Origin of the sequence: Rhizomicrobium electricum, assembly GCF_011762045.1 — a bacterium.
In the GTDB taxonomy this organism is placed as follows: domain Bacteria; phylum Pseudomonadota; class Alphaproteobacteria; order Micropepsales; family Micropepsaceae; genus Rhizomicrobium; species Rhizomicrobium electricum.
In genome coordinates this window covers 140,803-154,881 of record NZ_JAASQS010000004.1, presented here as the reverse complement: position 1 = coordinate 154,881, position 14,079 = coordinate 140,803, and the positions used below count along the sequence as shown (strand labels likewise).

The window sequence follows — 14,079 nt, the reverse complement described above, 5'->3', positions numbered from 1 at the left end:
ATGGTCACACGCAAGCCGGTTCCTTACGACACGACAATCCTGGTCCGCGATACTTGCCTGTGTCTGCATGTGCAGCGCGCCGCCCGTACATTGGCGCGGCGGTTCGACGAGGCGCTGCGCCCCTTGGGAATGACGAGCGGCCAGTTCTCGCTGCTGATGAGCCTCAACCGCCCGGCGCCGCCGACCATGAAAGACGTCGCCGATCTTCTCGCCATGGACCGCACCACCCTGACCGCGGCGTTGAAGCCGCTGGTCCGGCGCAAGCTGGTGCGGATCGCCGTCGACAAGGAAGACCGCCGCAGCCGCCGCCTGATCCTGACCGACGACGGCGAAGCACTCTTGTCGGCCGCGGTGCCGATCTGGAAGCGCGAGCACGCGGCCATCGAACGCGCCCTGCCTCGCGGCGGCGACGCGTTGCGCAAGGACCTCTTGGCGCTCACTTAGGTTTCGGAACCATATCGAGATAGGGCTTGGCTTCGGCGAGGCAGCGGGCAAACGACGGGCGCTCGCAGAGACGCTTCAGGTACGCCGCGGCGTGCGGCAGGCGGGTTTCGAATGACGTCACCATGTTGGCATAGAACAACGCCGGCGCGGCGGCGCAATCGGCCAGCGTAAAGGCATCACCCATCGCCCAGGTCTTCTCGGCCATCGCGTTGTCGACCATCGTGAGCGCGGTTTCGAGACGGGTGCGCGCCTGATCGACGCCGAACGGATCGGTCTTGCCTTCGGGGCGCATGGCATCGCCGACGATCTTGGCCATGGTTTCATCGACATACAAATCGAAGAAGCGGTCGCGCATGCGCACCTGGCGCGCCACTTGCGGATCGGCGGGAAGAAAGCGCACCGGGCCGGGATAATTCTGGTCGAGATACTCGATAATGATCGAGGATTCCGGCACCACCCAATCGCCGTCCTTCAAGACCGGGAACTTGCTGATCGGCCACAATGCGGTGAGCTTGGCGCGCGAGTCAGGATCGCGCAAATCGATCTGCACCGGCTCGAAGGGAATATCGTTCTCGTACAGCGCGATCAGCGCTTTCTGACAATAGGACGACAGCGGATGGTAGTAGAACGACAAAGCCATGTGTGTCTCCCGGTTGGAATGGGTTGATATCAACATTTATGCTGCGCGGGCGCAAGGGGGAAGGCGTGAAAAACGACTGTCATCCCCGGCGAGTACTCCGCGCGAAGCGAGGAGTACGAGGGAAGGGGACCCAGGTGTCGAGATCATCCGTACGGCAGCGATGTGGTACATCTCCATTCCGTCTGAACCACGAAACACGTAGACCTGGGTCCCCTTCCCCTCGCTGCGCTACGCTAGCTCGGCCGGGGATGACAATATTTTCTATCGCCCCGCGCCGGTCTTCAGATAGGTCTCGAGTTGATCGAAGGTGCCGGTGAAGCCCTGGGTCATCGAAGTCTTCATCGTGCGGAAGCGGGCGCGTTCGGCTTCACCGGCGTGGATCGGGGCGCCGCGCAGCGTGACCACCGTGCCGTCACCGTCGGCGGCAAGCGTCAGGATGTTGTAGACTTCGAGCGGCCAATCGGCGAACCACGGCGCCCGCGTCAGGCCGCCTTGCGCATCGGAGAAGGAGTTGGTGTAGACGAGGCGTTCCGGCGGCACGATCTCGTGGAACACGAACTTGCCCCACATCTCCATGTCGCTGGGGCCTTTCATGCCGTAATGGAAGACGCCGCCGGGACGAAGGTCGAGCGTGCCGGAAATCCATTCGAAATTCTTCGGCCCCCACCAGCGCGCCAGATGCTCCGCCTCGGTCCACATCCGCCACACCGTTTCGCGCGGCGCCGCCAAGCGGCGGGTGAACACGAACACATCCTCGTCGAGCATCGCCGCGAGACGGCCGAGCGTCTGTTCGCCGCCTTTGTCCGCCTTGTGCTCGCGCACCACCATCGCCATTTCCTCGGCGGTCGGAAACACCGCGGTCAAGGTGATGCGGGTACGCCCGCCCAAATCCTCGAAGCGGATGGTGGTCGAATGATGCACTTTCTCCAGGCCGGGCTCGGCGTCGCCGAGATGATGAAACACCAGCCGCTCCGGCGGCACGATCTCGTCGTAGACGACGTAGTTATTGTAGTCGCGGCCGTCGGGGCCGTGCATGACGAAACGCCAGACCCCGCCGGGGCGCATGTCGAACGCCGACGTGGTGGTGGTGAAACCGTCGGGCCCCCACCAGCGGGCGAGATGATCGGGATCGGTGAAGGCATCGAATACCAGCGCGCGCGGCGCTTCGATCGTTCGGGATACAACAAGCGTGCGGTCGGCAAGGCTATTTCCGGCGTCCACGTTTTCTCTCCTTTGCGGTCAGTTCAGCCAGGTAATCCTCGAGACGGTCGAACCGCGCTTCCCACAGAAGCGCGAACTGGCCCAGCCACTCGACGGCCGGCTTCATCGCTTCGGCATCGATCCGGCAGGGACGGTATTGGGCCTTGCGGCTGCGGCGCACCAAGCCGGCGTGCTCCAGCACCTTCAGATGCTTCGAGACGGCGGGCAGCGAGATGTCGAACGGCTCGGCGAGTTCGCCGACGCTCATGTCGCGCAGGGCGAGCTGCGCCAGCATGGCCCGGCGCGTCGGATCGGCAAGCGCAGCAAAAGTAACGCTCAAGTGATCGACTCCTTGACGATGCGGCGGCACGGCAATCCCCCTCATTTAACCTTCCGGTTAAGAAAGCAGCGGCGCCAGCGGCGGTCAAGCGGGGCCGCTGTGACATCGCTCGTTGCCGTCCGGCGGCTGGTGCGGCGCGGAAAGACGGGGCGCGCGGACGATGCGGCAAGATTTTGCTATTTAACCGTACGGTTCAATACAACCATAAATCTCCGCACAGAGCGCACCGTGCGGAGAGCCCGCAACCTGCCGTTGGCCTGCGAACTTTTCTTATGCTTGACACATATGGGGGGCAGGTTCTTCCGTAACGGCCGTGATGGAGGGGTGAATGCGTCTTCTGCTGATCAATCCGCGCGTGCCTGAGAGTTTCTGGAGCTTCAAATGGGCGGTGAACGACATCCTGCCCGGCAAGCGGGCTCTTAATCCGCCGCTCGGCATCGCCACCGTCGCCGCCCTCACGCCCACGCATTGGGATGTCGAAATCGTCGACGAGAACGTCGAGTCGGTGCCGCTCGCACCCAAGGCCGACATCATCGGCATCACCGGCATGGGTGTCCAGGAACCGCGCCAGAAGGAATTGATCCAGTATTACCGCGATCATGGTTACTTCGTGGTCGTCGGCGGCTCGAACGCATCGCTGTGCCCGGAGAAGTACGAAGGCATCGCCGACGCCGTGGTGGCGGGCGAAGGCGAATACATCTGGCCGGAATTCTGCCGCGACTTCGAAGCCGGCCATCCCAAGCCGCTCTATCGCGAGACCGGCACCGTAAACCTCGCCGATTCGCCGGTGCCGCGCTTCGATCTCCTCAAGCTGAAGCTTTATGCCAATGCCACCGTGCAGTATTCGCGCGGCTGTCCTTATACCTGCGAGTTCTGCGACATCATCGTGATGTTCGGACGCAAGCCGCGGATGAAAAGCCCGGCCCAGATCGGCCGCGAACTCGACGTCTTGAAGGGCCTCGGCATCACCTCGATCTTCTTCGTCGACGACAACATGATCGGCAACAAGAAGGAAGCGAAGAAGCTGTTCGCCTATCTTGCCGACTGGCAGACGCGGAACGGCCGCCCGTTCTCGTTCGGCACCGAAGTGTCGATCAATCTCTCCCAGGACGAGGAATTGATGAGCCTGATGAAGGCCGCCAATTTCAACTGGGTGTTCATCGGCATCGAGTCGCCCGATCCGGCCTCGCTCAAGGAAACCGGCAAGTCGCAGAACCTGCGCGAAGACCTGTTGACCAGCGTGCGCCGCATCTATTCGCGCGGCATGGAAGTCTTGGCCGGGTTCATCATCGGCTTCGACAACGACAGCGAAGCCACCTTCGAGCAGCAATACCGCTTCATCACCGATTCCGGCATCCAGACCGCGATGATCGGCCGGCTGGCGGCGCTGCCCAAGACGCCGCTCTATGAGCGGCTCGAACGCGAAGGCCGGCTGCGCCAGGTGGCGGACGAATCCGACAACACCTCGGTCTCGAGCAACGTCATTCACAAGACGATGAGCGACGAGACCATCGCGCGGCTTTATGCCGACGTCTATCGCCGCCTCCTCACCGACGACGGCATCGCCACCCGCATCAAGAACAAGCTCGCTTATATGGGCAAGACCGGTTACCGCGGCGGCTATACGCTGGCCGAGACGCTGGGATTGTTCTGGCGCCTGATCAGCAAAGGGCTGATCCCCGGCGGACCAAGCCGGCTATGGCACTTCTTCCGTACCTGGCCGCTGACGAAACCGCATCTGGTGCCGACGATGATCGCCGACTGGATCGCGGGGCTGTCGATGCGCAAGTATGCCGCCGACAATCTGTGGTGCACGTTCGGCGACGATCTGCATCTCATCGAAAACGCCCGCGCCAAAATCGGCCGCTATGTCGAACAGGGTCAGGTGTGGATCGGCCGCCAGTATGCCGGACTTCCGAGCCTCAACATCCGGCTCGACGATGCGCTCAGCTTCGCCGCCGTCCGCAAGGCCCGGCCGCAACTGCGGAAGCTCTTGAAGCAGTCGCGCACGCGCATCCTCTTGGCCGCCGACACGCTGCCGCTGGAGCGGCTCGACGATCTCGAAAAACTCTTGAAGCGCCTCTCGCAGTACGGCGACCGCGTGTTCCTGCAGATTTCCGAGGTCACGCGCGAACGCCTCACCATCGATTTGTCGGCGTTCCAGCTCGTACTGGTGCCGAAGGGGTAAAGCCCAGGCTTCGCGGATTCGCTCTTTTCTGCCCTCCACGGGCGCAAGACTTTTTGCGCCGGCACTCGGACCGTGGGGGGAAGTGTCAGCCGACGCCGTAGCGGCGGATGACGAAGGGGGGCTTTTCTTCGCGCCGAAACGATCCCCCCTTCCCCGCTTACGCGGGTTCGTACGCTGGCGCTACTCACTCCCCCCGCGGTCACAGTGCCGCGTGAGAAAGCGTTGCGCCCGCGTGGGGCAGAAAAGGCCGCGTGGGGCAGAAAAGATTCAGAACGCCCGTTGCTGGTTGGCGGCGCGGGCGGGAGCGTTGACCGGCTCGGCGTTGAAGCCGAACTGGGTGGCGATCACCTTGTATTCGGCGCCATCGGCCATCGGCATGAAACTGGCCGAGCCGAAGAAGCGGTCTTCCACCAGCATGTGTTTCAGCACCCAGCGCACCACGACATCCGGCAAATACTGGACGGCTTCGGGCTGCGGCGCCTTCAGATCGCAGGCGGTGATGCGCTGGCCGTCGCCGTCGATGGCGCGGTAATAGCGGTTGGAAATCTGGTCGAGCGTATAGGTGGCGTTGAGCCCGATCTCGTTGGCCCACGGCTTCCACTTCTGGAAACGGCCGCCGATTTCCCAGGCATCGCCTTGCAACGTGCAGGTCTGGACGAAATGGGTGGCGTCGAGACGCGTCACGGTCACGGCGTAGAGCTTATGCGCGGGATCGACGGCACGCACCGTCACGTCGGCCAGCGGCACTTCGTAGGTCAGCCGTTCGTAGCTTTGCAGATTGAGGCCGATCAGTCCGGCCGCCAGTCCCCCGATGGCGAGAAGACCGCCACCGCCGAGCCGCACGCTCGCTTTGCCCGGACGGAGCTTCACGGCGTGAACGATACCGGCAACGAACGCGACAAGCCCGAGCGCCGCAACGGCGAGCGGGGCAAAAATCATCCAGCCCATCCCACACCCCCTAACATTGGCATAAGCCTATCCGGACGCGTCCCCGGACACCAGCCCGAGACGCTACCCCGCATTGCCCGGCGGGAAATTTGCAGATAGATCAACACGGAATGCACGGGGGGCCGTCATGCCGATCACATCGAAGCGTGCCAAACAAAGCCCGGTCGCCAAGCTTTTGGGGACGATTCCGAACCGCTTGCAGCTCGGCGGCGGCTGGATCGATCAGCCCTTCCTGTCGCGGCTCAATCCCAAGCCGCCCGGCTCCATGGTGGTGGTGCAGATCGAACCCAATTTCCGTCCGATGTGCCGCTCGGGTATCGCCAGTTCGACCCGCATGGTCGCCCTCGACATCTGGGGCGACAAACTGCCGGACCGGCCCAAGGAACGGCTGGTGCGCGAACTCTATCACGCCGAGAACACCTACAAAGCCGAGCCGAGCGGCTCGCAAGACATGATCGGGATCATCTATCCCGGCATCAACCGGCTGGATTACGATTTTCGCCACGAGAGCGGCGTGTTCCCCGTCCATATCGAGAACTGCTCGGCGCCGCGGATCGCGCGCTGGCTGGAGAAAGTGCTGCATCTCATTCCGGTCGAGCCGCGCCCCGAAGGCTACAACCCGCTCGACGAAAAGCGGTTCGATCCCAAATGGGTGGCCAAGCTCGGCCGCACCGGCAAGCTGATCTACGACGCCATTCTGAAAATGGACGCGCCCGCGCTCGGCAAGGCGGTCAATCAGGGCCTCGAATGCTGGGACGTGCTGCTGCCGAAATCCATGCGCCATCCGGTGATGAAGGTCGACATCATGGAGTTGGCCGCCGCCTATCAGGCGCAATACCTCGGCGCCTGCTATTCCGGTCCGGGCGGCGGTTATCTTATCGTCGTATCGGAAAAGCCGGTGCCGGGCTCATTTTCCGTCAACATTCGCACCAAGGATTGGTGAGCCCGGCGGCGTCCGGTCAGCCGACGTCGGGGCGGCCGACCGAGACGTATTGGAAGCCGGCGCTCGCCATCATATCGGGGCGATAGATGTTGCGCAGGTCCACCAAGAGCGGGCGCTTGAGCAGCGACTTCACCTTGCCGAGATCGAGAGCGCGGAACTCGTTCCACTCGGTCAGGATGACGAGGCCGTCGGCGCCTTGCAGCGTCTCGTAGGTCTCGTTGCACCACTCCACTTCGAAATGCTTCTTAGCCTCTTTCATGCCTTCGGGATCGAAGGCTTTGATTTTGGCGCCTTTGTCCTTGAGATAGGGCACGATCACCAGCGACGGCGCATCGCGCATGTCGTCGGTGTTGGGCTTGAAGGTGAGGCCGAGGATGGCAATGGTCTTGCCCGCCACGCCGCCGAACGCCTTCTCGATCTTGGCGCCCATTTGGATCTTGCGGGCGTCGTTGACCGCCACCACCGCCTCGATGATCTTGGTCGGCGTGCCGTATTCCTGGCAGGTCTTCAAGAGCGCCAGCGTATCTTTCGGGAAGCACGAGCCGCCATAGCCGGGGCCGGCGTGCAGGAACTTGTTGCCGATACGCCCGTCGAGACCCATGCCGCGGGCCACATCCTGCACGTTGGCGTCCACCGCCTCGCACAGATTGGCCATCTCGTTGATGAAGGTGATCTTGGCGGCGAGGAAGGCGTTGGAGGCGTATTTGATGATTTCCGAGCTTTCGCAGGTCGTGAACACGATCGGCGTCTCGTTCAAATACAGCGGACGGTAGATTTCGCGCATCACCGCGCGGGCGCGGTCGGAATGGCAGCCCACCACGACGCGGTCGGGACGGCGGAAATCCTCGATCGCCGAACCTTCGCGCAGGAATTCGGGATTGGAGGCGACGTCGAAATCGGCGTCGGGCCGCACCTTCTTGATGATCTCCGCGACCTTCTTGTTGGTGCCGACCGGGACCGTCGATTTGGTCACCACCACGGTATAGCCCTTGAGGTTATGGGCGATTTCCTCGGCGGCGGCGAAAACATAGCTGAGGTCGGCATGGCCGTCGCCGCGCCGCGACGGCGTGCCCACGGCGATGAACACCGCCTCGGCCGCTTCCATCGCGGCCTTCAGATCGGTCTCGAAGCTGAGCCGTCCGGACTTGACATTGGCGGCAACCACTTCGTCCAGACCGGGCTCGTAGATTGGAATCTTGCCAACCTTCAACCCCTCGATCTTGGCGATATCGGTATCGACGCAGACCACATCGTGGCCGAACTCCGACAGGCAGGCGCCTGAAACCAGGCCCACATACCCCGAACCGATCATGACAATGCGCATCGTTCACCCTCGCGTTCTGGACGGATGAGGTTGTGGCAAGACAGGAAGCCGCATGCAATCGAATAAAGCCGGAAAATCGATGCCGCCGAGTCACGAATCTTAACATTCTTTGACAAAATTGCGGGTATGATCGCCTCCGATATCCGGCTTGGCGGGCCATGATTACCGTAACCGATCTCGTTTACGAATACCCGACGACGCGGGCGCTGAAGGGTGTCTCCCTTCACGTAGCGCCACAAACGATTACGGCCCTGGTCGGTCCCAACGGCGCCGGCAAAACCACCCTTTTGCGGTGTCTCGCCGCTCTCGAAGACCCCTATTCCGGCACCGTCACCGTCGCCGGGCACGACACCCGCGCCGAACCGCGCGCCATCCACGCCCTGCTCGGCTATCTGCCCGATTTTTGCGGCCTGTACGACGCCCTCAGCGTCCGCCGCATCCTGACCTACACGGCGCGTTCGCGCGGCATCGCTCCGGCCCTGACCGCCACCGCGGTGGAGAAAGCCGCCGACCGGGTCGGCCTCGTCGACCGGCTCGATACCAAGGCCGGCGACCTGAGCCGCGGGCTGCGCCAGCGCCTCGCCATCGCCCAGGCCATCGTTCACGAACCCAAGGTGTTGCTGCTCGACGAACCCGCGGCCGGGCTCGATCCGCAGGCGCGGCGCGATCTGTCGGCGCTGCTGGTCGCCTTGAAGACCGCCGGTATGACGCTGGTGGTGTCCTCGCACATCCTCGCCGAACTCGAAGACTATTGCTCGGAGATGCTCATCATAGAGGACGGGCTGATCGTCGGCGGCAAGGCGATCAAGGTGAAGGACGTCGAGCGGCCGCGCTATTTCGTCGAAATCGCCAAGGCCCGAAGCGACCTCAAGGATTTCCTCAATGCCCGCGCCGGCGTCGATGTGATCGAGGCCGACGAATATCACGCCCTCTTCACCCATGCCCGCAGCGCCACCGCGCGCGCCCGACTTATCCGCGATCTCATCAACGCCGGTTTCGACGTGTCGGCCTTCGGTGAAGCCACCAAGGCGCTGGAAGCGGCCTATTTCAGCCAAGTGGGCGCCAAGGCGGAGATCGGCCGATGAACCCCGAATTCCAGCGCAACGTCTGGCTCGAACTGACGCCGCTCAGGCTGGTGGTGATGGCCGCCGTGCTGGCGCTCGCCTTCTTCGCCGCGGCGCTGTCGAACGGCCTCATCACGCCGGGCGGCGTGGCGCGCGCCCTGTTCCTGGTGCTGGTGGTGGTGTGGGGCACCCATAACGCCGCCCGCAGCGTGGTCGGCGAAATCCGCGACCGCACCTGGGACAGCCAGCGCCTCTCCTCGCTCGGCCCCGGCACCATGATGTGGGGCAAGCTGTTCGGCGCCACCGTGTTCAACTGGACCGGCGGCCTTGTCTGCCTCGCCGTGATCGCGGCCGACACGCTTAACACCGCTGGCATCGCCGCCGCCTTCGCCGAGGTCGTCTACTACGTCGCCATGGGCGTGATCGCGACCGCCACTAGCCTCAGCGCCAGCCTGATCGGTGCCCGCCGCCGCCAGGGCCGCACCAATATCGAGGTCTTCCTCTATCAAGTCGCCGGACTCGCCGCGGCGTTGGCCGTCGCCGTCATCGCCGATCCGACCGGCTCCTCCATCGGCACCTTCCCGCGCACCGACACGCTGTTGTGGTGGAACCGGACGCTGCCGACCTCCACCTTCCTGCTCGCCTCGCTGGCGGTCTTCGCCGGCTGGATGCTGACCGGCTGCTACCGCCAGATGCGGCTCGAACTGAAGCTCAGGAACGGGCCGTGGGTGTGGCTCGGCTTTCTCGCCTTCATGGGCGTCTATGCCGCCGGGTTCGACGCCTTCGCGCCGCTCCATTTCGACGAAATCACCGCCCGGCTGATGCTGGCGGGCCTCGTCATTGCCGGTCTCGCCTATGTCGCGGCGATCCTCGAACCCAAGAGCAAAGTGCAGTTGCGCTGGCTGGGCGGCGAGTTCGGCCGCTTCCATCTCGGCGCGGCGCTGAGCCATCTGCAATGCTGGATGATGTCCTATCTCGTCGCCGCGGCGATCGCGGTGGCGCTGATGGTGCGGTTCGCGATGCTGGCGATGGGACCGGAGCTCGCCACCACCGGCGCCGTTCTCGGCTTCGTCACCCGCGATCTCGGAGTGATCGTCCTGATGGCGATGCTGACACGGCGGCGCGGCGGCGATCTTCTGGCGCTGGCGGTGCTGATCCTGATCTATTGGCTGCTGCCGTCGATCCTGCACAGCCTGCAATACTACGGCGGACAGGCGCTGTTCCTGCCCTATCGCACCGATCCGTTGTGGATGAGCCCGGCCGCGGCCTGGCTCGAAGCGGTGGCGGTGTGGGCCATCGCGGTGACGCAAATGGCGCTGAGCGAAAAAAGCAGCCGCTAGTTATCACGCTTGCTGCGACCGCAAGTCCGACGCGCAGCATTGCGCCTTGCGCCCCCGGCGCGATGGCAGTAGGCCGTCGCGGAATTTTCGGGGGTAATGATGATGTCGAAATGGATGGCGCTGGCCGCCGCAGTCACACTGTTGTCGGCCGCCCAAGCGGGTCAGCATGTCATCAGCGGCACGGTGCGCGATTTCGACGGGCATCCGGTGCCGGGCGCCGATGTGGCGCTGAAATCGTCGAGCTTCGACGATCTCTACACCGCCAAAGCCGACGCCGAGGGGCGCTATCGCATAACCGTCGAGGACGGGCGCTATATGGCGCTCGAATCCATCACCATGCCCGATTACGGCAAGACGCGGCTCGAAGCCTGGGTCTGGAACGTGCCGGTGCAAGCGGACATGACCATCGACGTGCGTTATCACCGGCTCGAAATCTACGGCGTCAACGTGTTCAAGGTGCAAGGCGCCGGGCCGGGCCTGATTGCCTATTTCCGCCCGATGAGCCTGACGCGCGCCAAGAGCAAAGACACCAAGAAGGATCCCGATATCGCGCCGCTGCCCGCCGAAATGGACCTCGCCATCGATGTCGACGGCGTCGCGGCCAAGATCGACACCATCGAACGGGTGCAGGAATATGTCGGTCCCGGTCCGGTGATGTATTCTTATCTCGTGCACTTCTCGCCGGCGAATGCGTACACCAAAGGCACGCATGTCGTCCGCATCGTCGGAACCGACAAAGCCAACGGCGACCGCGGCGAAGGGCAGTATTTCTATACGGCGCCCGAATACCGGAAGTGAGGGTTGGAGCGCCGCAAAACTTTTCTGCCCCACGCGGGCGCGGTGTTTTCTCAGTCTGTACGGTGACCGCCGGGGGCAGAAAACCTCTGAAATACGGGGACGCAATCCAGCTCGCTTGCACGCGTGGCGTAAGGACTCCAGTATAGTCCCCCTATTCGCGACGTCTGGATACAACGGGTGGGGGCAAAAGATGATCAGCTATTTCGCTGCACTTTTTTGCTTATTCGTATGTGCGCTATGGGTGGTTTCGGAACGCTTTGAAAGACGCCTGCTGGAATTAGCCGATCAACTGCCATCCTCGGTCAAACGTAAATCGCTGACCTCAAAAAAAGTCATCAGCACCGTGGCCGCGAGCTTCCATTTTATCCTGCTAAACCGCCATCGTGGGATCGGCGATCGACGGTTGAATAAGTTGGTTTTGGCATACCAAATCTTGCTAATCGCGGAGATAACAATCCTCGCTATCATTGCCTGCATTGAGAATTAGGAGAAATTCCGCGCGGTGTTCATCGAGCCGTCTCGATCCGTTTTCCGCACAAAATCCCCCCCCTTTGTCACCCGCCGCTTACGCGTCGGCTGACACTTCCCCCCGCGGTCACAGTGCAATCCGAGAAAACATCGCGCCCGCGTGGGGCAGAAAACTCCGCGTCTCCGCGTGAACAATTTTTCTTTTCGAACACCTGGGTCCCCTTCCCCTTCGCCGCTACGCGGCTTCGGCCGGGGATGACAGGTGTGTGTGAGCCGCGTCCCTATCCCGCGCGCAAATACTTCACCGCTTCGTCGCGGCCGAAGAGGTAGAGGAGGACGCGCAAGGCTTCGCCGCGCGGGCTTTTGAGATCGGGATCGCGCGACAGGATCAAGCCGGCGTCGTCGCGCGCGGCGGCGAGGAGATCGCCATGCACCGCAATGTCGGCCATGCGGAATTCGAGCTGGCCGCTCTGACGGGTGCCGAGGAGTTCGCCGGGACCGCGCAGTTTCAAGTCTTCTTCGGCGATCACGAAACCGTCGTCGGTATCGCGCAGACAAGCGAGCCGCGCTTTGGCGGTCTCTCCGAGCGGCGGCACCCAGACGAGCAGGCAACTCGATTTGCCCGAACCGCGGCCGACGCGCCCGCGGAGCTGGTGCAACTGGGCGAGGCCGAAGCGCTCGGCATGCTCGACCACCATGATGGTCGCTTCCGGCACGTCGACGCCGACTTCGATCACCGTGGTGGCGACCAGGAGCGATATCTCGCCCGTCTTGAACTTCGCCATCGCCGCATCGCGCTCGGCCGGTTTCATCTTGCCGTGCACGAGCCCGACTTTCGGCCCCAGCGTGGCCGTCAATTCCTTGGCGCGTTCTTCGGCGGCGGCGAGATCGACTTTTTCCGATTCCTCGACCAGCGGGCAGACCCAGTAGGCGCGCGCCCCTTTGGCCATCGCGCTGCGCAAGCGTTCGACCACATCGCCGAGCCGGTCGGAGGACAGAACGCGGGTTTCGATCGGCTGACGGCCGGGCGGGCGGCCGAGCAGGCGCGACACATCCATGTCGCCGTACGCGGTGAGCGCCAGCGTGCGCGGGATCGGCGTCGCCGTCATCACCAGCACATCGGTGACGTGCGCGCCTTTGCCTTGCAAGGTCATGCGCTGATGCACGCCGAAACGGTGCTGCTCGTCGACCACGACCAGCCCGAGGTCCTTGAACGCGACGTCGTCGGAAAAAAGGGCATGGGTGCCGATCAGAATGTCGATCTCGCCGTCGGCCAGCGCCTGCAACAAGGCTTCGCGGGGCGCGCCTTTTTCGCGGCCGGTGAGCAATGCGAGTTTCACGCCCGCCGCCGTCGCCAACGGTTCGAGCGCGGCAAGATGCTGGCGCGAGAGAATTTCGGTCGGCGCCATCAGCGCGCCTTGCGCCCCCGCTTCGACGGCGGCGAGCAATGCCAGGAACGCGACAACGGTCTTGCCCGAGCCGACATCGCCTTGCAGCAGGCGCAGCATCCGCGTCGGGCTGGCCATGTCGGCTTCGATTTCGGCCACCGCCTGCTGTTGCGCGTCGGTCAGCGTGAACTGCAACGCCGCCAGCACTTTCGATTTCAGCCGCCCGTCGCCCTTCAATTCGCGCCCTTTGTTGGCGGCGCGCATCTGCTTGCGGATCAGCATCAGCGCGAGCTGGTTGGCGAGGAGTTCGTCATAAGCGAGACGCTGGCGTTCGGGCGTCGTCGGCGCCAGATCGTCTTCGTGCACCGGCGCATGGGCTTTCTTGATCGCGTCGGCAAACGGCGGCCAGCGGCGTTGTTTCTGGAACGCCGGATCGAGCCATTCCGGCATGGCGGGAACTTTTTCGAGGCTCGCGCGGATCGCCTTGCCCAGCACCTTGCCGGACAGACCTTCGGTCAAGCCATAGACCGGCTCGTGCAACGGCATGTCCTCGCCCGGCGCGGCGACGTAATCGGGATGCGGCATCTGCAGGCGGTTGTTGAAGCGTTCGATGCGGCCGGAAATGATGCGCTGGCTGCCAATGGGAAGAGCTTTGTTCAGCCAATCGGGATGGGCGTGGAAGAAGACGAGTTCGATCGCCGAGGTGTCGTCGGTGCAGCGCACGCGATAGGGCTGGGACTTCACCCGCGGCGCCAGATGATCGAGCACATTGACCGTGACGGTGGCGATGCGCCCCTCCTGCGCCTGGATCAGCTTGGGCCGGTAGGAACGGTCGATCACCCCGACCGGCAGGTCGAACACCAGATCCTTGAGCCGGGGACCCGCCACGGTGGCGATCAGTTTCTCCAGCCGCGGCCCCACCCCCGCCAAGGAACGGGTGTCGGCAAACAAGGGAAAGAGAATCGCAGGGCGCATGTTGGCAACGATATTCGAG

Annotated in this window: 13 protein-coding genes; 7 read left to right on the top strand and 6 right to left on the bottom strand. The window is 63.5% G+C overall.

Annotation, left to right across the window (positions count from 1 at the left end; translation table 11 throughout):
* Positions 1–444 (top strand): MarR family winged helix-turn-helix transcriptional regulator, encoded by a 444-nt coding sequence (locus tag FHS84_RS08815; RefSeq protein WP_166933110.1) that lies wholly within the window; start codon positions 1–3, stop codon positions 442–444.
* Here FHS84_RS08815 and FHS84_RS08810 read toward each other — a convergent pair.
* The 3 genes from FHS84_RS08810 to FHS84_RS08800 all read right to left on the bottom strand — a co-directional run bounded on the left by FHS84_RS08810 (position 437) and on the right by FHS84_RS08800 (position 2,669).
* The gene (locus FHS84_RS08810; RefSeq protein ID WP_166933107.1) at positions 437–1,084 is read right to left on the bottom strand and encodes a glutathione S-transferase family protein; all 648 of its coding nucleotides are present in this window, start codon (positions 1,082–1,084) and stop codon (positions 437–439) included. The two genes, FHS84_RS08815 and FHS84_RS08810, sit on opposite strands and share 8 nt — an antisense overlap.
* 261 nt (positions 1,085–1,345) lie before the next feature.
* The gene (locus FHS84_RS21540) at positions 1,346–2,305 is read right to left on the bottom strand and encodes an SRPBCC domain-containing protein (protein WP_208393775.1); all 960 of its coding nucleotides are present in this window, start codon (positions 2,303–2,305) and stop codon (positions 1,346–1,348) included.
* A complete protein-coding gene (locus FHS84_RS08800; protein WP_166933105.1) occupies positions 2,289–2,669 on the bottom strand; it encodes a metalloregulator ArsR/SmtB family transcription factor in 381 nt (126 codons plus the stop codon). The genes FHS84_RS21540 and FHS84_RS08800 overlap by 17 nt, the downstream gene beginning before the upstream one ends.
* 283 nt (positions 2,670–2,952) lie before the next feature.
* On the opposite strand from FHS84_RS08800, the gene FHS84_RS08795 reads away from it, so the two are divergent.
* Entirely contained in the window at positions 2,953–4,812 is a 1,860-nt protein-coding gene (locus FHS84_RS08795; RefSeq protein ID WP_166933101.1) for a B12-binding domain-containing radical SAM protein, read from the top strand.
* 267 nt (positions 4,813–5,079) lie between these two features.
* Here the strand turns inward: FHS84_RS08795 and FHS84_RS08790 are convergent, their stop codons facing one another.
* Complete coding sequence (locus tag FHS84_RS08790) at positions 5,080–5,760, bottom strand: hypothetical protein (RefSeq protein WP_166933099.1); 681 nt, start codon at positions 5,758–5,760, stop codon at positions 5,080–5,082.
* 127 nt (positions 5,761–5,887) lie between these two features.
* Here FHS84_RS08790 and FHS84_RS08785 point away from each other — a divergent pair, with 127 nt between their 5' ends.
* Positions 5,888–6,703, top strand: a complete 816-nt coding sequence (locus tag FHS84_RS08785) for a hypothetical protein (protein ID WP_166933097.1) — start codon at positions 5,888–5,890, stop codon at positions 6,701–6,703.
* Between the two features lie 16 nt (positions 6,704–6,719).
* Here the strand turns inward: FHS84_RS08785 and FHS84_RS08780 are convergent, their stop codons facing one another.
* A complete protein-coding gene (locus FHS84_RS08780; RefSeq protein WP_166933095.1) occupies positions 6,720–8,027 on the bottom strand; it encodes a UDP-glucose dehydrogenase family protein in 1,308 nt (435 codons plus the stop codon).
* Between the two features lie 158 nt (positions 8,028–8,185).
* On the opposite strand from FHS84_RS08780, the gene FHS84_RS08775 reads away from it, so the two are divergent.
* The 4 genes from FHS84_RS08775 (at position 8,186) to FHS84_RS08760 (ending at position 11,716) form a co-directional block, all read left to right on the top strand.
* On the top strand, positions 8,186–9,112 hold the full coding sequence (locus tag FHS84_RS08775) for an ABC transporter ATP-binding protein (protein WP_166933092.1): 927 nt from the start codon (positions 8,186–8,188) through the stop codon (positions 9,110–9,112).
* Positions 9,109–10,431 (top strand): hypothetical protein, encoded by a 1,323-nt coding sequence (locus FHS84_RS08770; RefSeq protein ID WP_166933088.1) that lies wholly within the window; start codon positions 9,109–9,111, stop codon positions 10,429–10,431. Before FHS84_RS08775 ends, FHS84_RS08770 begins: the two co-directional genes overlap by 4 nt.
* 99 nt (positions 10,432–10,530) lie before the next feature.
* Positions 10,531–11,229 carry a carboxypeptidase-like regulatory domain-containing protein gene (locus tag FHS84_RS08765; RefSeq protein WP_166933086.1) on the top strand — a complete coding sequence of 233 codons (699 nt, stop codon included), beginning with the start codon at positions 10,531–10,533 and terminating at the stop codon, positions 11,227–11,229.
* Between the two features lie 190 nt (positions 11,230–11,419).
* Complete coding sequence (locus FHS84_RS08760; protein ID WP_166933083.1) at positions 11,420–11,716, top strand: hypothetical protein; 297 nt, start codon at positions 11,420–11,422, stop codon at positions 11,714–11,716.
* Between the two features lie 262 nt (positions 11,717–11,978).
* On the opposite strand, the gene recG is transcribed toward FHS84_RS08760, so the two are convergent.
* Complete coding sequence (gene recG, locus FHS84_RS08755; RefSeq protein WP_166933081.1) at positions 11,979–14,060, bottom strand: ATP-dependent DNA helicase RecG; 2,082 nt, start codon at positions 14,058–14,060, stop codon at positions 11,979–11,981.
* Positions 14,061–14,079: the final 19 nt, after the last annotated feature.

What these genes read in the sequence shown, in the direction of transcription:
- FHS84_RS08815 (WP_166933110.1), top strand. Translation starts at nt 1, where the DNA reads ATGGTCACACGCAAGCCGGTTCCTTACGACACGACAATCCTGGTCCGC.
- FHS84_RS08810 (WP_166933107.1), bottom strand. Translation starts at nt 1,084, where the DNA reads ATGGCTTTGTCGTTCTACTACCATCCGCTGTCGTCCTATTGTCAGAAA.
- FHS84_RS08800 (WP_166933105.1), bottom strand. Translation starts at nt 2,669, where the DNA reads ATGAGGGGGATTGCCGTGCCGCCGCATCGTCAAGGAGTCGATCACTTG.
- FHS84_RS08795 (WP_166933101.1), top strand. Translation starts at nt 2,953, where the DNA reads ATGCGTCTTCTGCTGATCAATCCGCGCGTGCCTGAGAGTTTCTGGAGC.
- FHS84_RS08790 (WP_166933099.1), bottom strand. Translation starts at nt 5,760, where the DNA reads ATGGGCTGGATGATTTTTGCCCCGCTCGCCGTTGCGGCGCTCGGGCTT.
- FHS84_RS08785 (WP_166933097.1), top strand. Translation starts at nt 5,888, where the DNA reads ATGCCGATCACATCGAAGCGTGCCAAACAAAGCCCGGTCGCCAAGCTT.
- FHS84_RS08780 (WP_166933095.1), bottom strand. Translation starts at nt 8,027, where the DNA reads ATGCGCATTGTCATGATCGGTTCGGGGTATGTGGGCCTGGTTTCAGGC.
- FHS84_RS08775 (WP_166933092.1), top strand. Translation starts at nt 8,186, where the DNA reads ATGATTACCGTAACCGATCTCGTTTACGAATACCCGACGACGCGGGCG.
- FHS84_RS08770 (WP_166933088.1), top strand. Translation starts at nt 9,109, where the DNA reads ATGAACCCCGAATTCCAGCGCAACGTCTGGCTCGAACTGACGCCGCTC.
- FHS84_RS08765 (WP_166933086.1), top strand. Translation starts at nt 10,531, where the DNA reads ATGATGTCGAAATGGATGGCGCTGGCCGCCGCAGTCACACTGTTGTCG.
- FHS84_RS08760 (WP_166933083.1), top strand. Translation starts at nt 11,420, where the DNA reads ATGATCAGCTATTTCGCTGCACTTTTTTGCTTATTCGTATGTGCGCTA.
- recG (WP_166933081.1), bottom strand. Translation starts at nt 14,060, where the DNA reads ATGCGCCCTGCGATTCTCTTTCCCTTGTTTGCCGACACCCGTTCCTTG.